Source organism: Kosakonia sp. CCTCC M2018092 (genome assembly GCF_003864115.1).
GTDB classification, from domain to species: Bacteria; Pseudomonadota; Gammaproteobacteria; order Enterobacterales; family Enterobacteriaceae; genus Kosakonia; species Kosakonia cowanii.
Genome location: NZ_CP034225.1, coordinates 3,491,286 through 3,510,879, shown reverse-complemented (window position 1 = coordinate 3,510,879; position 19,594 = coordinate 3,491,286). Strand labels below are relative to the sequence as shown.

Annotated in this window: 15 protein-coding genes and 1 other annotated feature; of the genes, 11 read left to right on the top strand and 4 right to left on the bottom strand. The window is 56.7% G+C overall.

The annotated features are described in order from the left end of the window. Positions 1-488: 488 nt before the first annotated feature. Both acrB and acrA read right to left on the bottom strand, forming a co-directional pair. Complete coding sequence (gene acrB, locus EH164_RS16725) at positions 489-3,638, bottom strand: multidrug efflux RND transporter permease subunit AcrB (RefSeq protein WP_094419552.1); 3,150 nt, start codon at positions 3,636-3,638, stop codon at positions 489-491. Between the two features lie 22 nt (positions 3,639-3,660). Then, entirely contained in the window at positions 3,661-4,860 is a 1,200-nt protein-coding gene (acrA, locus tag EH164_RS16720; RefSeq protein WP_124969353.1) for a multidrug efflux RND transporter periplasmic adaptor subunit AcrA, read from the bottom strand. Between the two features lie 142 nt (positions 4,861-5,002). Here acrA and acrR point away from each other — a divergent pair, with 142 nt between their 5' ends. After that, entirely contained in the window at positions 5,003-5,656 is a 654-nt protein-coding gene (gene acrR / locus EH164_RS16715) for a multidrug efflux transporter transcriptional repressor AcrR (RefSeq protein ID WP_124969351.1), read from the top strand. A 122-nt stretch (positions 5,657-5,778) separates the two neighbouring features. Beyond that, the gene (mscK, locus tag EH164_RS16710; protein WP_124969349.1) at positions 5,779-9,132 is read left to right on the top strand and encodes a mechanosensitive channel MscK; all 3,354 of its coding nucleotides are present in this window, start codon (positions 5,779-5,781) and stop codon (positions 9,130-9,132) included. A 17-nt stretch (positions 9,133-9,149) separates the two neighbouring features. Here mscK and rsmS read toward each other — a convergent pair whose 3' ends face one another. Next, positions 9,150-9,311: a pleiotropic regulatory protein RsmS gene (rsmS, locus tag EH164_RS16705; RefSeq protein ID WP_124969347.1), complete on the bottom strand. Its 162-nt coding sequence runs from the start codon at positions 9,309-9,311 to the stop codon at positions 9,150-9,152. Positions 9,312-9,324: 13 nt separating this feature from the next. Next, positions 9,325-9,852, bottom strand: coding sequence for a primosomal replication protein N'' (gene priC, locus EH164_RS16700; protein ID WP_042717620.1), 528 nt, complete (start codon positions 9,850-9,852; stop codon positions 9,325-9,327). Between the two features lie 67 nt (positions 9,853-9,919). On the opposite strand from priC, the gene EH164_RS16695 reads away from it, so the two are divergent. The 9 genes from EH164_RS16695 (at position 9,920) to EH164_RS16650 (ending at position 19,298) form a co-directional block, all read left to right on the top strand. After that, positions 9,920-10,297 (top strand): DUF454 family protein, encoded by a 378-nt coding sequence (locus EH164_RS16695; protein WP_124969345.1) that lies wholly within the window; start codon positions 9,920-9,922, stop codon positions 10,295-10,297. A 151-nt stretch (positions 10,298-10,448) separates the two neighbouring features. Further along, the gene (apt, locus tag EH164_RS16690; RefSeq protein WP_124969343.1) at positions 10,449-11,000 is read left to right on the top strand and encodes an adenine phosphoribosyltransferase; all 552 of its coding nucleotides are present in this window, start codon (positions 10,449-10,451) and stop codon (positions 10,998-11,000) included. Between the two features lie 109 nt (positions 11,001-11,109). Then, positions 11,110-13,041 carry a DNA polymerase III subunit gamma/tau gene (gene dnaX / locus EH164_RS16680; protein WP_124969339.1) on the top strand — a complete coding sequence of 644 codons (1,932 nt, stop codon included), beginning with the start codon at positions 11,110-11,112 and terminating at the stop codon, positions 13,039-13,041. Beyond that, positions 12,374-12,438: a sequence feature (DnaX frameshifting element), on the top strand. (Overlaps the previous gene by 65 nt.) A gap of 82 nt (positions 13,042-13,123) precedes the next feature. Continuing rightward, the gene (locus EH164_RS16675; protein WP_023478246.1) at positions 13,124-13,453 is read left to right on the top strand and encodes a YbaB/EbfC family nucleoid-associated protein; all 330 of its coding nucleotides are present in this window, start codon (positions 13,124-13,126) and stop codon (positions 13,451-13,453) included. Further along, a complete protein-coding gene (recR, locus tag EH164_RS16670; protein WP_023478251.1) occupies positions 13,453-14,058 on the top strand; it encodes a recombination mediator RecR in 606 nt (201 codons plus the stop codon). Before EH164_RS16675 ends, recR begins: the two co-directional genes overlap by 1 nt. Positions 14,059-14,167: 109 nt before the next feature. Next, positions 14,168-16,042, top strand: a complete 1,875-nt coding sequence (gene htpG / locus EH164_RS16665) for a molecular chaperone HtpG (RefSeq protein WP_094419554.1) — start codon at positions 14,168-14,170, stop codon at positions 16,040-16,042. A gap of 170 nt (positions 16,043-16,212) precedes the next feature. Then, positions 16,213-16,857: an adenylate kinase gene (adk, locus tag EH164_RS16660; protein ID WP_042713820.1), complete on the top strand. Its 645-nt coding sequence runs from the start codon at positions 16,213-16,215 to the stop codon at positions 16,855-16,857. A gap of 112 nt (positions 16,858-16,969) precedes the next feature. Further along, complete coding sequence (hemH, locus tag EH164_RS16655; RefSeq protein ID WP_124969337.1) at positions 16,970-17,932, top strand: ferrochelatase; 963 nt, start codon at positions 16,970-16,972, stop codon at positions 17,930-17,932. 61 nt (positions 17,933-17,993) lie between these two features. After that, positions 17,994-19,298, top strand: a complete 1,305-nt coding sequence (locus EH164_RS16650) for an inosine/guanosine kinase (RefSeq protein ID WP_023478263.1) — start codon at positions 17,994-17,996, stop codon at positions 19,296-19,298. Positions 19,299-19,594 lie beyond the last annotated feature (296 nt).

Below are 19,594 nucleotides of genomic sequence, written 5' to 3'. Positions count from 1 at the left end.
TGATTCAGGATGGGAACTTCTGCTCTGACCAGAGACATATGCTGATTTATGTTCGTTGATATAACTATAAGCCACTATGAATAGGATTTCATTGAGCTATCACGAAAAATTACAAATAATATCTCTTCCTGCGGGAAAAGCGGCGCGGCACAGCGAAAAGTAGCGATGCGAATCGTCTCATAAGGCTAAGTCAGTCAGCGGACTGCCTTACAATTCATTAAGTTAGCATGAGTCCGATTATTCCACTTATAAGAATATTTTTCTGCCAGGATTTTTCTGACTTAAAGTAATATTAAGAGAAATTAAGATTATTACTGGAAAATATAGCACATTCGCAAATACACAGTGATTATATGCCTTAATGGTAACGCATAAATTAATCACTTAAACAATAACGTATTTAATGATCCGATGAGTTGGAAAGCACAACGTTGTAAAAAAAGAAAAAGGCCGCTATGCGCGGCCTTTTCTTATATCAGCAGAGAGGATCAGTGCTGTTCAACCTTGTGGCTGTGTTCAACATCTTCGCTGCGGCGGCTGAAGCGGCGGCGAACCACCACAAAGAATACCGGAACAAAGAAGATGGCCAGCACGGTCGCGGTGATCATCCCGCCCATTACGCCTGTACCTACGGCGTTCTGCGCGCCGGAGCCCGCACCGGAACTGATAACCAGCGGCAGTACCCCAAGGATAAACGCCAGCGAGGTCATCAGAATCGGACGCAGACGCATACGGACCGCCTCAAGCGTCGCTTCAATCAGCCCTTTGCCCTCTTTATCCATCAGATCTTTGGCGAATTCGACGATAAGTATCGCGTTCTTCGCCGACAAGCCAATGGTTGTCAGCAGGCCCACCTGGAAGTAAACGTCGTTGCCAAGACCGCGGAACGTCGCCGCGAGCAGGGCACCGATAACGCCAAGCGGAACCACCAGCATCACCGAGAACGGAATCGACCAGCTCTCATAGAGTGCCGCCAGACAGAGGAAGACGACGATCAGCGAAATGGCGTACAGCGCCGGTGCCTGGTTGCCGGAGAGGCGTTCCTGATAGGACATGCCGGTCCAGTCGAAACCGATGCCGGTTGGCAATTTACTCGCCAGTTGCTCCATCAGATCCATCGCTTCACCGGTACTGCGACCCGGTGCAGCCTGGCCCAGCAGTTCCATTGACGGCAGACCGTTGTAACGCTCCAGACGCGGTGAGCCATACTCCCAGTGCGTGGTGGAGAACGCGGAGAAGGGCACCATCTGACCATCCGTTGCGCGCACATACCAGTTGCCAATATCGTTTGGCAGCATGCGGTATTTCGCCTGCGACATAACGTAAACCTTCTTCACACGACCGCGGTCGATAAAGTCGTTCACGTAGCTGCCGCCCCAGGCTGCGCCCAGCGTGGTGTTGATGTCGCTAATCGACACGCCCAGCGCCTGCGCTTTCTCCTGATCGATATCGATCTTGAACTGCGGCGTATCTTCCAGGCCGTTAGGACGCACGCCCACCAGCAGATCCGGATGCTGCGCAATCTCGCCAAACAGCTGGTTACGCGCCTGCGTTAGCTTATCGTGACCGAGGTTAGCCTGGTCAATCAGCTGGAAGTCGAAGCCGGTTGCGGTACCCAGTTCAACAATTGCCGGCAGGTTAAAGGCGAAGACCATCGCATCTTTAATCTGTGAGAAGTGCGCGCTGGCACGACCTGCAATTGCCGGAACTTTGTTCTCTTCACCCGCACGCTCGTCCCAGTTTTTCAGCGAAACGAACGCCAGACCGGTGTTCTGCCCGCGGCCCGAGAAGCCGAAGCCGTTAACGGTAAAGACCGAGTTAACGTTGGCTTTCTCATTCTCCAGATAGTATTTCGTCACTTCGTCCAGCACCTTCTGCGTACGCTCTTGCGTCGCGCCGGCAGGAAGCTGGGCCATGGTCAGAAACACGCCCTGGTCTTCATCAGGCAGGAACGAACTCGGCAGACGGACAAACAGCACCGCCATGCCCGCAACGATAACGATATAGAGCAGCAGATAACGACCGGTGCTGCGCAGGATATTGCCTACGCTGTCGGTGTAGTGGTGCGTGCTCTTATCGAACATGCGGTTAAACCAGCCGAAGAAGCCTTTTTTATGCTCGCCGTGATCGCCTTTGGCGACCGGTTTCAGCATGGTGGCGCAGAGAGCCGGCGTCAGGATCAACGCGACAATCACCGACAGCACCATCGCGGAAACAATGGTAATGGAGAACTGACGATAGATTGCGCCGGTAGAGCCGCCGAAGAAGGCCATCGGAATAAATACCGCCGACAGCACCAGCGCAATACCGACCAGCGCACCCTGAATCTGATCCATCGAACGCCGGGTCGCCTCTTTAGGCGGCAGACCCTCTTCCATCATCACACGTTCGACGTTCTCCACCACCACGATGGCGTCATCCACCAACAGGCCTATCGCCAGCACCATACCAAACATGGTGAGGGTGTTTATCGAGTAGCCGAAGGCGTTAAGAATGGCGAAGGTACCCAGCAGCACCACCGGCACCGCAATGGTCGGGATCAGCGTCGCGCGGAAGTTCTGCAGGAACAGATACATGACCAGGAAGACCAGCACGATCGCTTCAACCAGCGTTTTAACCACTTCGTTAATGGAGATCTTAACGAACGGGGTGGTGTCGTACGGGTAAACCACTTTCAGGCCGTGCGGGAAGAAAGGTTCGAGACCGGCAATGGTTGCGCGTACCGCTTCTGCGGTATCCAGTGCGTTCGCACCGGTTGCCAGTTTGATACCCAGGCCCGCCGCTGGTTGACCGTTGTAGCGTGCGACAACGTCATAGCTTTCGCCGCCCAGCTCAATCTTCGCCACGTCGCGCAGGCGAACCTGCGAGCCATCGCTGTTCACTTTCAGCAGGATTTTGCCAAACTCGTCGGTCGAGGTGAGACGGGTCTGCGCGATGATCGAGGCGTTCAGCTGCTGCCCTTTCACCGGCGGCGTACCGCCCAACTGCCCGGCCGCGACCTGGGCGTTCTGCGCTTTGATAGCCGTGATCACGTCGACTGGCGTCAACTGGAAGTTATTGAGCTTGTTCGGATCCATCCAGATACGCATCGCATACTGCGCGCCGAACAGCTGAACGTCACCCACGCCTTTGGTACGGCTGACCGGATCTTTAATGGTCGCGCCCACATAGTCGGCAATATCTTCCTGCTTCATTGAGCCGTCGGTACTGATCATACCGAGCACCATCAGGAAGCTACTGGATGATTTCTCAACGCTCACGCCCTGTTGCTGCACTTCCTGCGGCAGAAGCGGCATCGCCAGCTGCAGTTTGTTCTGCACCTGAACCTGCGCGATATCCGCATCAGTACCGGAATCAAAGGTGATGGTGATCTGGACCGTACCAGAGGAGTCACTGGTGGAGGACATATAAAGGAGGTTATCGATACCGTTCATGTTCTGTTCGATAACCTGCGTTACGGTGTCCTGCACCGTTTTCGCATCAGCACCCGGGTAAGAAGCGGTGATCTGAACCGCAGGTGGCGCAATCGTTGGATACTGCGCCACCGGCAATTTGAGGATCGATAGCGCCCCCGCCAGCATGATGATAATCGCGATAACCCACGCAAATATGGGGCGATCGATAAAAAACTTAGCCATGTCTTAACGGCTCCTGTTTAAGTTAAGACTTCGGTTGCTCTGACTGGCCGTTGGCCTGGGCTTGCTCTTTTTTGTCAGATGTCACTTCCTGGGCCTTGACCTGCACGCCAGGTTTGACTTTTTGTAACCCTTCGATGATCACGCGATCGCCGCTTTTCAGGCCATCGGTAACCAGCCACTTGTCGCCAATGGCCTGGGTCGCGGTGATATTGCGGATTTCAACTTTGTCGCCTTCACCTACCACCATCGCCGTTGCGTCACCGCGCGGCGTACGGGTCACACCCTGTTGCGGAACCAGCAGGGCGTTCGGGTTAACCCCTTCTTCCAGCTTGGCGCGCACGAACATGCCTGGCAGCAGCGTGTGGTCCGGGTTCGGGAACACGGCGCGCAGGGTAATAGAACCGGTGGTCTGATCGACGGTCACGCCGGAGAACTCAAGGGTACCGGTCTGGTCATACTTCATGCCGTCGTTGGTCACCAGTTCAACTTTCGCTTTGCCGTTATCCTGCTTCAGCGAACCGTTAGCCATCTCCTGCTTGAGGCGCAGGAAATCGTTGCTGGACTGGGTGACATCGACGTAGATCGGGTCAAGCTGCTGCACGGTGGTCAGCGCAGTGGTCTGCCCGCTCTGCACCAGCGCACCTTCGGTAACGGTAGAGGTACCGGTGCGGCCGCTAATTGGGGAGGTGACTTTGGTGTAAGCCAGGTTGATGCGCGCGTTCTCGACCGCAGCTTTTGCGGCGATAACCGTGGCGTTTGCCTGCTGCGCGTCTGCCTGCGCCGTATCGTAATCCTGTTGGCTGATGTACTTGGTGCCTAACAGTTTCTTATAACGGTTCAGGGTCATCTGCGCGATATTCGCCGCCGCCTGCGCTTTGGCTAAATCGCCTTTCGCGCTGTCGTAGGCAGCCTGATAGGTTGCTGGATCAATTTGATAGAGCGAGACACCCGCTTCGACGTCACTGCCTTCGGTGAAGTTGCGCTTCAAAATAATGCCGCTAACCTGCGGACGGACTTCAGCAATGCGATAAGCAGTGGTGCGACCCGGCAGCTCGGTGGTGATCTGCAGAGGTTCTGCTTTCACCGTTACCACGCCGACTTCCGGCGCCTGGCCGGCTCCCTGCTGCTGCTGCGCAGGTTTATCGTCACATCCTGTAAGCGCTAAGCTGCCCGAAAGCATCAGAACGACCGCCAGAGGCGTTAGCCCTCTGTTTATGTTCATAAGTAAACCTCGAGTGTCCGATTTCAAATTGATCAATGGATCAAAGGCCCAAAAACCCATTGCTGCGTTTATATTATGGTCGTGCTATGGTACAAACATTCACAAATGTATGTAAATCTGACTCCTGTAAATTCACCGACATATGGCACGAAAAACCAAACAACAGGCGCTTGAGACGCGACAACACATCCTTGATGTCGCCATGCGGCTGTTTTCCCGGCAGGGCGTTTCATCAACTTCGCTGGCTGAAATTGCGCAGGCGGCAGGAGTAACTCGCGGCGCGATTTACTGGCATTTCAAAAACAAGTCAGATTTGTTTAGTGAAATTTGGGAACTGTCGGAATCCAGTATTGGAGATCTTGAAACTGAGTATCGGGCAAAATTCCCTGGCGATCCACTCTCAGTATTAAGAGAAATTTTGGTTTATATCCTTGAAGCCACCGTTGTCGAAGAGCGGCGTCGCCTGATGATGGAGATCATCTTCCATAAATGCGAGTTTGTCGGCGAAATGGCGGTGGTGCAGGAGGCGCAGCGCGATTTATGCCTGGAAAGTTACGATCGCATTGAAAATACGCTCACTGAATGTATTCAGGCGAAATTATTGCCCGCCAATCTTTTAACCCGCCGTGTCGCGGTGCTGATGCGCGCCTATGTCTCCGGAATTATGGAAAACTGGCTCTTTGCGCCGCAATCTTTCGATCTGAAAAAAGAGGCGCGCGCCTACGTCGCCATCCTGCTGGAGATGTGCCAGTTCTGCCCGACGCTGCGCGACGACGCGCCAGCTCTCAAGGCATAAGCAGTCCGCCAGGATTTCTCCTGGAGGCCGCTCACTCTTCTAGGTAGTTGTCTGCACGCGTGATATTCTTCGCGCGTGGCTACTCCGGCCGCTTTCCCGAACAGACAACGATCGCTCAAATTATGTTGCACACCAATCGCACACCTAACCCGTTCGCAGCATTTGCCGCCGCACTGTTTCTTTTTTTTATCAGCTTCTCAAGCCTGGCGGCATCCGCACAGAGCGGAAGCGATCTGCCTTCGCGCAGCGAAGTGCAGAATCAGCTCGACGCACTCAATAAGCAAAAAGATCACTCCGCGCAGGAGAAGCTGGTTATTCAGGATCTCAACGAGACTCTTGATACGCTGGATAAAATTGATCGCATCAAGCAGGAGACCGCGCTGCTGAAGCAGAAAGTCGCGCAAGCACCGGAACAGCTGCGTCAGGCAACCGAGGCTCTTAACGCGCTGAATGATAAAGACAGCGATGAGGAGACGCGCAAAACCCTTGCCACGCTCTCGCTGCGCCAGCTGGAGTCGCGCGTTTCGCAACTGCTTGAAGATCTGCAAACCGCGCAGAACGATCTCTCCAACTACAACAGCCAACTGGTGTCATTGCAGACACAGCCGGAGCGCGTGCAGAACGCCATGTACAGCGCCTCGCAGCAGTTGCAGCAGATCCGCAACCGCCTGAACGGCACGGTTGCCGGTGAAGGGGCGTTGCGCCCGACGCAGCAAACGCTGTTACAGGCTCAGCAAACCCTGCTCAATGCGCAGATTGAACAGCTGCGCAAAAGCCTGGAAGGCAATACCACCTTGCAGGATACGCTGCAAAAGCAGCGGGATTATGTCACTGCAAACAGTAACCGCCTCGAACACCAGCTTCAGTTATTGCAGGAAGCAGTTAACAGCAAACGCCTGACGCTGACAGAAAAAACGGCGCAGGAGGCGGTAACGCCGGATGATACCGCGCGCATTCAGGCGAACCCGTTGGTGAGCCAGGAGCTGGAGATCAACCACCAGCTTAGCCAGAAGCTGATTGAAGCCACCGAAAGCGGCAATGCGCTGGTGCAGCAGAACATCAAAGTGAAAAACTGGCTTGACCGCGCGCTGCAATCCGAGCGCAATATTAAAGAACAAATTTCGGTGCTGAAGGGGAGCCTGCTGCTGTCGCGCATCCTCTATCAGCAACAGCAAACGCTGCCCTCAGCCGATGAGCTTGAGGATATGACCAACCGCATTGCGGATCTGCGTCTCGAGCAGTTCGACATCAACCAGAAGCGTGACGCGCTGTTCCAGAACGAGAATTTCGTCGCCAAACTGGAAGAGGGCCACCAGAGCGAAGTCAACGACGAAGTGCACGACGCGCTGTTGCAGGTGGTCGATATGCGCCGTGAGTTGCTCGATCAACTGAACAAGCAACTTGGCAATCAGTTGATGATGGCCATTAACCTGCAGGTCAATCAGCAGCAGTTGATGAGCGTATCGAAAAGCTTGCAAGAGATCCTGACCCAGCAAATCTTCTGGGTGAACAGCAACAAGCCGATGGACTGGGAGTGGTTCAAAGCCTTCCCGCAAACGCTGCGCGATGAGGTCAAAGGCACCCACATTACCGTCAACTGGGAAAAAGCGCTGCCGGCGGTGGCGATCGCGTTTCTCGCCGGGCTGCCGCTATTACTGATTGCCGGACTGATCCGCTGGCGTCTGCGCTGGCTGAAAAACTACCAGGCGAAGCTGGCGGAGCAGGTCGGGCAGCTACGCAGCGACAGCCAGTTGCATACGCCAAAAGCGATCCTCATCGATCTGATCCGCGCCTTGCCGATCTGCCTGCTTATCCTGGCGGCGGGGCTGATTCTGCTGACCATGCAGCTCAATATTAGCGAGCTGCTGTGGGCATTCAGTAAGAAGCTGGCGCTCTTCTGGCTGGTCTTTGGCCTGTGCTGGAAAGTGCTGGAGAAAGAGGGCGTTGCCGTTAACCACTTTGGTATGCCAGCGCAGCTGACCAGCCACTGGCGGCGGCAGATTGTGCGTATCAGCCTTGCGCTGCTGCCGCTCCATTTCTGGTCGGTGGTCGCGGAGCTGTCGCCGCTGCATCTGATGGATGACGTGCTCGGGCAGTTTGTCATTCTGCTGAACCTGCTGGTGATCACCGCGCTGGTGTGGCCGATGTTCCGCGAAAGCTGGCACGATAAAGAGTCCCACGCGCTGCGCCTGGTCACCGTTACGGTGCTGGCGATTGTGCCGATTGCCTTAATGGTGCTCACCGCCACCGGTTACTTCTACACCACGCTGCGCCTTGCCGGGCGCTGGATTGAAACTGTCTATCTGGTGATTATCTGGAACCTGCTCTACCAGACGGTGCTGCGCGGGCTGAGCGTAGCGGCGCGGCGTATTGCCTATCGCCGTGCGCTGGCGCGTCGCCAGAATATGGTAAAAGAGGGCGCGGAAGGTGCCGAGCCGCCGGAAGAGCCGACCATTGCGCTGGAGCAGGTTAACCAGCAGACACTGCGCATCACCATGCTGGTGATGGTGGCGCTGTTTGGCGTGGTCTTCTGGGCGATTTGGTCAGACTTGATCACCGTGTTTGCCTACCTCGACAGCATTACGCTGTGGCACTACAACGGCACCGAAGCGGGGGCTGCGGTGACCAGGAGCGTCACCCTCGGCAGCCTGCTGTTTGCGATTATCGCCTTTGTGGTAGCCTGGGCTCTGATCCGCAACTTGCCGGGTCTGCTGGAGGTGTTAGTCCTGTCGCGGCTCAATATGCGCCAGGGCTCCTCCTACGCCGTCACCACCATTCTGAACTACGTCATTATCGCAGTCGGAGCGCTAACGGTCTTCGGATCGCTTGGCGTCTCGTGGGATAAGTTGCAGTGGCTGGCGGCGGCGTTGTCGGTCGGTCTCGGCTTCGGGTTGCAGGAGATCTTCGGTAACTTTGTCTCCGGCCTGATTATCCTCTTTGAGCGCCCGGTGCGTATCGGCGATACCGTCACCATCGGTACCTTCTCCGGCACGGTCAGCAAGATCCGTATTCGTGCGACAACCATCACCGACTTCGATCGCAAAGAGGTGATTATCCCGAACAAGGCCTTTGTGACCGAGCGGCTGATCAACTGGTCGCTCTCCGATACCATCACCCGCGTGGTGATCCGTATCGGTGTGGCCTACGGCTCCGATCTGGAGAAAGTGAAGAAGGTGCTGCTGAAAGCGGCAATGGATCACCCGAAAGTGATGCACGACCCGGAACCGGCGGTCTTCTTTACCACCTTCGGGCCGAGCACGCTGGATCACGAGCTGCGTCTCTATGTGCGTGAACTGCGCGATCGCAGCTATACGGTGGATGAGCTTAACCGCACCATCGATCGCATGTGCCGGGAAAACGATATCAATATCGCCTTCAACCAGCTCGAAGTGCACCTGCGCAATGAGAAGGGCGATGAGTTAACGGAAGTGAAGCGCGAGATCAAGGGCGACGATCCGACCCCTGAAGCGCCTTAATAGTTAGCCCCTCTTCCTCAGGGAAGGGGGGCGGCTAGCTGTAACTGCTTCTGTTCAAAATCCCGTTTGACGATCTCCAGCGCTTTTAACACCAGATCGGGGGCGATCTCATGCTGTTCAAGCAGCATAATCAGATCGACCGCCAGCTTGACCTCATCCGGGGCATTTTCCAGCGACATCTTCTCTCCTTGGTTAACGGGTTAAACGTGCCAGCACGCGCTCAATATTCTCCAGCGCTTTGCGACAGCGGCCGAGCCGGACATCCAGTGCCTCCACCTCTTTATGCAGCTTCTGCTGTTCGGCAAGTGTAGTAACCGACGCTAAACGTACGTTACGCTCGTTTTTCATCGCCTGCAGGCGGCGCTCATACTCCTGATGCTGCAAGCGCCGCCGCTGCCAGCGCGTAATGCCGGGCGAGGCGTGATCCCACTGGCGCAGCGGCCAGACGGCGCTTTCCCGCGTCAGCGCGGCGATTTGTGCGGTTAAATGCTCCGCAAGCCAGAGCGCCTGCGGCAGATGGTTACGCGCCACGGTCTCGCGCAACGCGGCCAGGTTTTTATCCGTCTCATTAAGATAAGCACGCATGCGCGTATCTTTTGTCTGAAAAAGATGGCGGTCAAAACGGGCGCTGACGGTGAAGTGATCCGCCAGCGGCGCGGCCTGCTGGCGTAACCGGGCGAGTTGCTGCTCGAGCCTCTCTAAAAGCGCGTCGCTTTTCATCTCTCATTCCCTCTTTTTCACGGCGATTATGGTACATTAGCCGCTTATTCCGGCAACGATTAGCACTATGCAACGCACTATTTTAATCATCATTGGCTGGCTGGCGGTAGTGCTCGGCACCCTGGGTGTCGTTTTGCCCGTTTTACCGACCACGCCTTTTATTCTGCTGGCCGCCTGGTGTTTTGCCCGATCGTCGCCGCGTTTTCATCACTGGCTGCTCTACCGCTCCTGGTTTGGCAGCTACCTGCGGCACTGGCAGCAGTATCGCGCCATGCCGCCCGGCGCAAAGCCGCGCGCGATTGTTATTACGCTTTTGACCTTCGCGGTCTCACTCTATTTCGTGAAGATGATGTGGGTGCGCGTTTTGCTGCTGATCATCCTTGCGTGTCTGCTGATTTTCCTGTGGCGGATACCGGTGGTTGATGCAAAGCAACAAAAAACCTAATGCGCTGCGATGGCAGTTGCAATTCTCGCTCACTGCCAGTAAATTCGAGCGTTTTCGAGCACGGGGTCGACTGGTTAAAGCGTAACCAGGGGCCAATTGAGCCTTTCTCGTACGTCCCGTGAGTAATACCGTTTCTATCAGGCAAATATCCATGACAGCGACTGCGCAGCAGCTTGAATTTCTCAAAAACAGCATCAAAAGCATTCAGGATTACCCGAAGCCGGGCATCCTGTTCCGTGATGTCACCAGTTTGCTGGAAGACCCGAAGGCGTACGCCCTCAGCATTGAACTGCTGGTTGAGCGTTACAAAAACGCCGGGATCACTAAAGTTGTTGGTACCGAAGCGCGTGGCTTCCTGTTCGGCGCGCCGGTGGCGTTAGGCCTCGGCGTTGGCTTTGTGCCGGTGCGTAAGCCGCGTAAATTGCCGCGTGAAACCATCAGCGAGAGTTATGAGCTGGAGTATGGCACCGATCAGTTAGAGATCCATGTCGATGCGATCCAGCCTGGCGACACCGTGCTGGTGGTCGACGATCTGCTGGCAACCGGCGGCACCATCGAAGCGACGGTGAAACTGATCCGCCGTCTGGGTGGCGAAGTCACCGACGCGGCGTTCATTATCAATCTGTTCGACCTGGGCGGCGAAGAGCGCCTGAAAAAACAGGGTGTTACTAGCTACAGCCTGGTCTCGTTCCCGGGGCATTGATCCCGCGTACCTTCATCCCTCACGCCTGAGGGATGAAGTGCATTCTCAGCCGATGCTGTGTTAGCATTACCCCTCGTGAATCCACCTTCCAGCGTTTCAGAGCCTGCCAATGAGTTATCAGGTCTTAGCCCGAAAATGGCGACCGCAAACTTTTGCTGACGTCGTCGGCCAGGAGCATGTGCTGACCGCACTGGCGAACGGCTTAACATCAGGACGCATTCATCATGCGTATCTGTTCTCCGGCACCCGCGGCGTCGGAAAAACCTCTATTGCCCGTTTGCTGGCGAAGGGGCTTAACTGCGAAACCGGCATTACGGCGACACCGTGCGGTGTCTGCGATAACTGCCGTGAAATCGAGCAGGGCCGCTTTGTCGATCTGATTGAGATCGACGCCGCGTCGCGCACCAAAGTGGAAGATACCCGCGATCTGCTGGACAACGTCCAGTACGCGCCGGCGCGTGGCCGCTTCAAAGTCTATCTGATTGACGAAGTGCACATGCTCTCGCGTCACAGCTTCAACGCATTGTTGAAAACCCTTGAAGAGCCGCCCGCGCACGTTAAATTCCTGCTGGCGACCACCGATCCGCAAAAACTGCCGGTCACCATTCTTTCCCGCTGCCTGCAGTTCCATCTTAAAGCGCTGGATGTCGATCAGATCCGCACCCAGCTTGAACATATTCTCGCTGACGAGAAGATCGAATCTGAGCCGCGCGCGCTGCAACTGCTGTCGCGCGCTGCCGACGGCAGCCTGCGTGATGCCCTGAGCCTGACCGATCAGGCGATCGCCAGCGGCAACGGCCAGCTTTCCGCTGCGGTAGTCAGCGCCATGCTCGGCACGCTGAATGACGATCAGGCGCTCTCATTGGTGGAAGCGGTGATTGCCGCCAACGGCGAGCGGGCAATGGCGCTGGTGCATGACGCCGCCTCGCGTGGCGTCGAGTGGGACGCGCTGCTGCTGGAGATGCAGAGCCTGCTGCACCGCATCGCCATGGTTCAGCTCACCCCGGCGGCACTCGGCAGCGATATGGCATCGGTGGAGCACCGTCTGCGCGAACTCGCGCGCACCGTGCCGCCTGCCGATATTCAGCTCTACTACCAGACGTTGCTGATTGGCCGCAAAGAGTTACCCTTCGCCCCCGACAGACGCATGGGCGTTGAGATGACTTTACTGCGCGCGCTGGCGTTCCACCCGCGCGCGCCGCTGCCTGCCCCAGAGGTGCAGCAAGCCTCGTTTGCGCCGGTCGCACCGACAGCGGTGATGTCGCCGCAGCAGGTGGCTCCTGCACCGCAGGCGCAGCCCGCCCCCCAGCAAGATGTTCCGCTGCCGCCCTCCACCAGCCAGGTGCTGGCGGCGCGCAGACAGCTGCAGCAGGCGCAGGGAGCAGACAAAGCAAAAAAGAGTGAACCGGCAGCCGCAACCCGCGCGCGGCCGGTGAGTAACGCCGCGCTGGAGAGGCTCGCCTCTGTCACCGAGCGCGTACAGTCCCGCCCGGCGGCAGTAACGGCCGACAACAAGCCGGTGAAAAAAGAGGCCTATCGCTGGAAAGCGACCACCGTCGTTGAGACGGTAAAAGAGGTCATCGCCACGCCAAAAGCGCTGAAAAAGGCGCTTGAGCACGAGAAAACGCCGGAGCTGGCGAAGAAGCTGGCGGAAGAGGCGATCGAGCGCGACGCGTGGGCAAAAGAGGTGAGTCTGCTGAAATTGCCTAAACTGGTCGAGCAGGTGGCGCTGAATGCCTGGAAAGAGCAGGATGGCGCGCGCATCTGCCTGCATCTTCGCAGCGCCCAGCGCCATCTCCATTCGCCCGGCGCGGTGAAGACGCTCGGCGAGGCGCTTAGCGAATTGCACGGTTCGACGGTTGAACTGACTATTATTGAAGATGATAATCCGGCGGTGCGTACGCCGCTGGAGTGGCGTCAGGCAATCTATGAAGAGAAGCTCGCGCAGGCGCGCGAGTCGATTATTGCGGATAGCAATATCCAGACCCTGCAGCGCTTTTTCGATGCGGATCTGGATGAAGAGAGCATCCGCCCCCTTTGACAGGAAGAGCGATACTTCCCGTTTTCAACCCTGAATGTGACTTATCAACCTGGTCAGTCACCACAGCTAAAGAGAGAAGCCTATGTTTGGAAAAGGCGGTCTGGGTAACCTGATGAAACAGGCCCAGCAGATGCAAGAAAAGATGCAGAAAGTGCAGGAAGAGATCGCGCAGCTGGAAGTGACCGGCGAATCAGGCGCGGGTCTGGTGAAAGTGACCATCAACGGCGCGCATAACTGCCGTCGCGTGGAGATCGATCCGAGCCTGCTCGAAGACGACAAAGAGATGCTGGAAGATCTGGTCGCCGCTGCATTCAACGATGCTGCACGCCGCATTGAAGAGACGCAGAAAGAGAAGATGGCCTCTGTCTCTTCCGGTATGTCCCTGCCGCCAGGCTTTAAGATGCCGTTCTGATGCAAACCAGTCCGCTGTTAACGCAGCTTATGGAAGCGTTGCGCTGTCTGCCGGGCGTTGGCCCGAAGTCGGCGCAGCGCATGGCATTTACGCTGCTGCAGCGGGATCGCAGCGGCGGCATGCGCCTCGCGCAGGCGCTCACCCGGGCGATGTCGGAGATTGGTCACTGCGCGGATTGCCGCACCTTCACCGAGCAGGAGGTGTGCAACATCTGCACCAACCCGCGACGTCAGGAAAACGGTCAAATCTGCGTGGTGGAAAGCCCGGCGGACATCTACGCCATTGAGCAAACGGGGCAGTTTTCCGGTCGCTACTTTGTGCTGATGGGCCACCTGTCGCCGCTGGATGGTATCGGGCCGGATGATATCGGTCTCGACCGGCTCGAGCAGCGCCTCGAATCTGAAAAGATTCAGGAGGTGATCCTCGCCACCAACCCGACGGTGGAAGGGGAGGCGACCGCCAACTATATTGCCGAGCTGTGCGGGCAATATGGCGTGGAAGCCAGCCGTATCGCCCACGGCGTGCCGGTGGGCGGCGAGCTGGAGATGGTGGATGGCACCACGCTTTCCCACTCTCTCGCCGGGCGTCACAAGATTCGTTTTTAACCAGACGGGGGCAGAAATTTTTGCCTCCGCTTGAAATTCCCCGCCGTTATCCCCACTTCTCCCTCAACGCTTTTTCCACCTTGTAAATGGCATTGTTGAGGTTTTCCCAATGAAAGGACAAGAAACACGTGGCTTCCAGTCAGAAGTAAAACAGCTTCTGCATTTGATGATCCACTCTCTTTATTCCAACAAAGAAATCTTCCTGCGTGAGCTTATCTCCAACGCCTCGGATGCGGCGGATAAACTGCGTTTCCGCGCGCTCTCCAAACCCGATCTTTATGAAGGCGACGGCGACCTGCGCGTGCGCGTCTCCTTTGATAAAGAGAAACGTACCCTGACCATCGCCGATAACGGTATCGGTATGAACCGCGATGAAGTGATTGACCATCTGGGGACAATTGCTAAATCCGGCACCAAAGCCTTCCTCGAGTCGATGGGTTCCGACCAGGCGAAAGATAGCCAGCTGATCGGCCAGTTCGGCGTGGGTTTCTACTCGGCATTTATCGTTGCCGACAAAGTGACCGTTCGCACCCGCGCAGCGGGCGAAAGCGCTGAAAACGGTGTCTTCTGGGAATCGGAAGGCGCGGGCGAATACACCGTGGCCGATATCACCAAAGCCGATCGCGGTACCGAGATCACCCTGCATCTGCGCGAAGGGGAAGATGATTTCCTCAACGACTGGCGCGTGCGCTCCATCATCAGCAAATACTCCGACCATATCGCGCTGCCGGTTGAGATCGAAAAACAGGAAGAGAAAGACGGCGAAACCGTTGTTACCTGGGAGAAGATCAACAAAGCGCAGGCGCTGTGGACGCGTAACAAGTCTGAAATCAAAGATGACGAGTACAACGAGTTCTACAAACATATCTCCCATGATTACAGCGATCCGCTGATCTGGAGCCATAACCGCGTTGAAGGGAAGCAGGAGTACACCAGCCTGCTCTATATCCCGTCGCAGGCACCGTGGGATATGTGGAACCGCGATCACAAGCACGGCCTGAAACTCTACGTGCAGCGCGTCTTTATCATGGACGAAGCCGAGCAGTTTATGCCGAACTACCTGCGTTTCGTGCGCGGGCTGGTCGACTCCAACGATCTGCCGCTCAACGTCTCCCGTGAAATTCTGCAGGACAGCAGCGTCACCCGCAGCCTGCGCACCGCGCTGACCAAACGCGTGCTGCAGATGCTGGAAAAACTGGCGAAAGATGACGCGGAAAAATACCAGACCTTCTGGCAGCAGTTCGGCCTGGTGCTGAAAGAGGGGACCGGCGAAGACAGCGGCAACCTGGAAACCATCGCCAAACTGCTGCGTTTCGCCTCCACGCACAACGACTCCTCCGCGCAGACCGTGTCGCTGGAAGAGTACGTCTCGCGCATGAAAGAGGGCCAGGAGAAGATCTACTTCATCACCGCCGACAGCTACGCCGCGGCGAAGAGCAGCCCGCACCTTGAGCTGCTGCGTAAGAAAGGCATCGAAGTACTGCTCCTTTCCGACCGCATTGATGAGTGGATGATGAGCTACCTGACCGAGTTCGACGGTAAGCCGTTCCAGTCTGTGGCGAAAGCCGATGCCTCGCTGGACAAGCTGGCTGACGAAGTGGATGAGTCCACCAAAGAAGCGGAAAAAGCGCTGGAGCCGTTTGTTGAGCGTGTGAAAACTCTGCTCGGCGAGCGCGTGAAAGAGGTGCGTCTGACTCACCGTCTGACCGACACGCCGGCAGTTGTGGTCACCGATGCTGATGAGATGAGCACGCAGATGGCGAAGCTGTTTGCCGCTGCTGGTCAGAGCGCGCCGGAAGTGAAATACATCTTCGAACTGAACCCGGATCACGCGCTGGTGAAACGCGCGGCGGATACCCAGGACGAAGGCCAGTTTAACCAGTGGGTTGAACTGCTGCTGGACCAGGCGCTGTTCGCCGAACGCGGTACGCTGGAAGATCCAAACCAGTTTATTCGCCGCATGAACCAGCTGCTGGTTTCGTAAGCAGCCACAGGGAGGCCACCGCGCCTCCCTTTTTTATTCCCGCTTTTGCCGGTTAAGAAAAAGGTAGCATTACCGTTTCAGCGTCCGCGCCTTTCTTGAGCCTGCCTCCTCTTGATGGTATCTTTTAGCGCTTTTGAAAAATTGAACCAACATTTGAGGGGATTTTCGCAATGCGTATTATTCTGCTGGGCGCTCCGGGCGCAGGTAAAGGAACTCAGGCGCAGTTCATCATGGAGAAATACGGTATTCCGCAAATCTCTACGGGTGATATGCTGCGTGCCGCAGTGAAATCTGGCAGCGAGCTGGGTAAACAGGCGAAAGATATCATGGACGCTGGCAAGCTGGTCACCGACGAGCTGGTTATTGCGCTGGTGAAAGAGCGTATCGCCCAGGAAGATTGCCGCAACGGCTTCCTGCTGGACGGTTTCCCGCGCACCATTCCGCAGGCGGATGCGATGAAAGAAGCCGGCATCAACGTCGATTTCGTGCTGGAATTCGCCGTACCGGACGAGCTGATTGTCGATCGTATCGTTGGTCGTCGCGTTCACGCCGCCTCTGGCCGCGTTTACCACATCAAATACAACCCGCCGAAAGAGGAAGGGAAAGATGATGTGACCGGCGACGAGCTGACCACCCGTAAAGACGATCAGGAAGAGACCGTGCGTAAGCGCCTGGTCGAATACCATCAGCTGACGGCTCCGCTGATCGGTTACTATCAGAAAGAAGCGGAAGCGGGTAACACCCGGTACGTTAAAGTTGACGGCACCAAAGCGGTTAGCGACGTACGCGCTGAGCTGGAAAAAATCCTCGGGTAATTTCCATTTCCCCCGGCTATATGCTGGGGGAAACTATCAATCACAGCAATTGGTTCCGTTTACCCGCTTTTCGGCTACAATAATCAACCAGTTAAATGGTTAAGAGGCGCGAATGAGTCAGGCAAAAACGGGCATTTTGTTGGCCAATCTCGGCACCCCCGATGCACCCACCCCCCAGGCCGTTAAACGGTATCTGCGGCAGTTCTTAAGCGACAGACGCGTGGTCGATGCGCCCCGCTTGCTGTGGTGGCCGCTGTTACGCGGCGTGATCCTGCCTATTCGTTCTCCCCGCGTGGCGAAACTCTACAAATCCGTCTGGATGGAAGAGGGCTCACCCTTGATGGTCTACAGCCGCAGGCAGGAAAAAGCCCTGGCGGCGCGTTTGCCGGGTGTTCCCGTCGCGCTCGGCATGAGCTACGGTTCACCGTCGCTGGAGAGCGCGGTCGAGGCGCTGATGGCGCAGGGCGTTGAACATATCGTTGTGCTTACGCTCTACCCGCAATACTCCTGCTCGACGGTTGCCGCCGTCTGGGATGAGCTGGCGCGTATTCTCGGCAAAAAACGCTTTATCCCCGGCATCTCCTTTATTCGCGACTACGCCGATAACGCAGACTACATCGCAGCGTTAGCTAACAGCGTGCGCGCCTCGTTTGCGCAGCATGGCGAACCGGATCTGCTCCTGCTCTCCTATCACGGCATTCCGCAGCGTTACGCCGCGCAGGGGGATGACTACCCGCAGCGCTGCCGCGATACCACCCGTGAGCTGGTTTCCGCTCTCGACCTGCCGCCGGAGAAGGTGATGATGACCTTCCAGTCGCGTTTTGGCCGCGAACCGTGGCTGACGCCTTACACCGATGAGACGCTGAAAATGCTCGGTGAGAAGGGCGTGAAGCACATTCAGGTGATGTCACCGGGCTTTGCCGCCGACTGTCTGGAGACGCTGGAGGAGATCGCCGTGCAGAACCGCGAGTTCTTCCTCGAAGCCGGGGGCGAAAAGTATGAATACATTCCTGCGCTGAATGATTCACCGGAGCATATTGAGATGATGGTCAACTTAACGGCCAAATATCGCTGATCGCTGCGCGGGCCGAGTGTGATACCATGCACGGCCCGAATGTATTGCACGTAGCACAAAGATGAAATTTCCCGGTAAACGTAAGTCCAAACACTATTTCCCCGTCAACGCCCGCGACCCCTTATTGCAGCAAATCCAGCCTGAGAGCGAAACCGGCACCAGCTGGGTGGTCGGCATCGACCAGACGCTGGTGGATATCGAAGCGAAAGTGGATGATGCGTTTATCGCACGTTTCGGCCTCAGTGCTGGTCATTCGCTGGTGATCGCCGATGATGTCGCCGAAGCGCTCTATCAGGAACTGGTGAGCAATAATCTGATTACCCACCAGTTTGCGGGCGGCACCATTGGCAACACCCTGCACAACTACTCGGTGCTGGCCGATGACCGCTCAGTTTTGCTGGGCGTGATGTGCGATAACGTGCAAATCGGCGGTTACGCTTACCGTTACCTCTGCAACACCTCCAGCCGTACCGATCTTAACTACCTGCAGGGCGTTGAGGGTGCAATTGGCCGCTGCTTTACGCTGGTCAGCGACAGCGGTGAGCGCACCTTCGCCATCAGCCCCGGTCATATGAACCAACTGCGCCCGGAAAGTATTCCCGAAGAGGTGATTGCTGGTGCCTCCGCGCTGGTGCTCTCCTCCTATTTAGTGCGCTGTAAACCCGGTGAACCGATGCCGGAGGCGACCATGCAGGCGGTGGCCTATGCCAAAAAGCACAATGTGCCGGTGGTGCTGACGCTGGGTACCAAATACGTTATCGCTGACAACGTGCCGTGGTGGCGCGACTTCCTCAAAGAGAACGTCTCGATTCTGGCGATGAATGAAGAGGAGGGGCACGCCCTGACCGGTGAGAGCGATCCGCTGATGGCGGCGGATAAAGCGCTGGACTGGGTCGATCTGGTGCTCTGCACCGCCGGGCCTGTCGGCTTATATATGGCGGGCTTTACCGAAGATGAGGCGAAGCGCAAAACCCAGCACCCGCTGCTGCCGGGCGCGATTGCTGAATTTAACCAGTATGAGTTTAGCCGTGCGATCCGCCATAAGGATTGCGAGCATCCGCTGCGCATCTACTCCCATATCGCCCCTTATATGGGCGGGCCTGAGAAGATCATGAACACCAACGGCGCAGGCGATGGCGCGCTGGCGGCGCTGCTGCATGACATTACCGCTAATAACTATCACCGTAACAACGTGCCAAACTCCAGTAAGCATAACTTTAGCTGGCTGACCTACTCGTCGCTGGCGCAGGTGTGTAAATATGCGAACCGCGTCAGTTACCAGGTGCTGAACCAGCACTCCCCGCGCTTAACCCGCGGCCTGCCGGAGCGGGAAGATAGCCTCGAAGAGGCGTACTGGGAGCGTTAAGGAAAGGCCGGTAACGACGCCGCTGAAACGGCCCAGGCCGGATAAGCGTGAGCGCCATCCGGCATTCTCACCGCGTCACCCTTGCCGGATGGCGGCTCCGCCTTATCCGGCCTACAAAAGCGTAGCCCGCTGGAACGGCGTAGGCCGGATAAGCGCCAGCGCCATCCGGCATTCTCACCGCGGCACCGATTGCCGGATGGCGGCTATGCCTTATCCGGCCTACAAAAACGGAGCCCGCTGAAACGGCGTAGGCCGGATAAGCGCCAGCGCCATCCGGCAATCTATCAGCGATACCG

Coding starts and splice junctions, on each gene's coding strand:
- acrB (WP_094419552.1), bottom strand. CDS start 3,638: ATGGCTAAGTTTTTTATCGATCGCCCCATATTTGCGTGGGTTATCGCG.
- acrA (WP_124969353.1), bottom strand. CDS start 4,860: ATGAACATAAACAGAGGGCTAACGCCTCTGGCGGTCGTTCTGATGCTT.
- acrR (WP_124969351.1), top strand. CDS start 5,003: ATGGCACGAAAAACCAAACAACAGGCGCTTGAGACGCGACAACACATC.
- mscK (WP_124969349.1), top strand. CDS start 5,779: ATGTTGCACACCAATCGCACACCTAACCCGTTCGCAGCATTTGCCGCC.
- rsmS (WP_124969347.1), bottom strand. CDS start 9,311: ATGTCGCTGGAAAATGCCCCGGATGAGGTCAAGCTGGCGGTCGATCTG.
- priC (WP_042717620.1), bottom strand. CDS start 9,852: ATGAAAAGCGACGCGCTTTTAGAGAGGCTCGAGCAGCAACTCGCCCGG.
- EH164_RS16695 (WP_124969345.1), top strand. CDS start 9,920: ATGCAACGCACTATTTTAATCATCATTGGCTGGCTGGCGGTAGTGCTC.
- apt (WP_124969343.1), top strand. CDS start 10,449: ATGACAGCGACTGCGCAGCAGCTTGAATTTCTCAAAAACAGCATCAAA.
- dnaX (WP_124969339.1), top strand. CDS start 11,110: ATGAGTTATCAGGTCTTAGCCCGAAAATGGCGACCGCAAACTTTTGCT.
- EH164_RS16675 (WP_023478246.1), top strand. CDS start 13,124: ATGTTTGGAAAAGGCGGTCTGGGTAACCTGATGAAACAGGCCCAGCAG.
- recR (WP_023478251.1), top strand. CDS start 13,453: ATGCAAACCAGTCCGCTGTTAACGCAGCTTATGGAAGCGTTGCGCTGT.
- htpG (WP_094419554.1), top strand. CDS start 14,168: ATGAAAGGACAAGAAACACGTGGCTTCCAGTCAGAAGTAAAACAGCTT.
- adk (WP_042713820.1), top strand. CDS start 16,213: ATGCGTATTATTCTGCTGGGCGCTCCGGGCGCAGGTAAAGGAACTCAG.
- hemH (WP_124969337.1), top strand. CDS start 16,970: ATGAGTCAGGCAAAAACGGGCATTTTGTTGGCCAATCTCGGCACCCCC.
- EH164_RS16650 (WP_023478263.1), top strand. CDS start 17,994: ATGAAATTTCCCGGTAAACGTAAGTCCAAACACTATTTCCCCGTCAAC.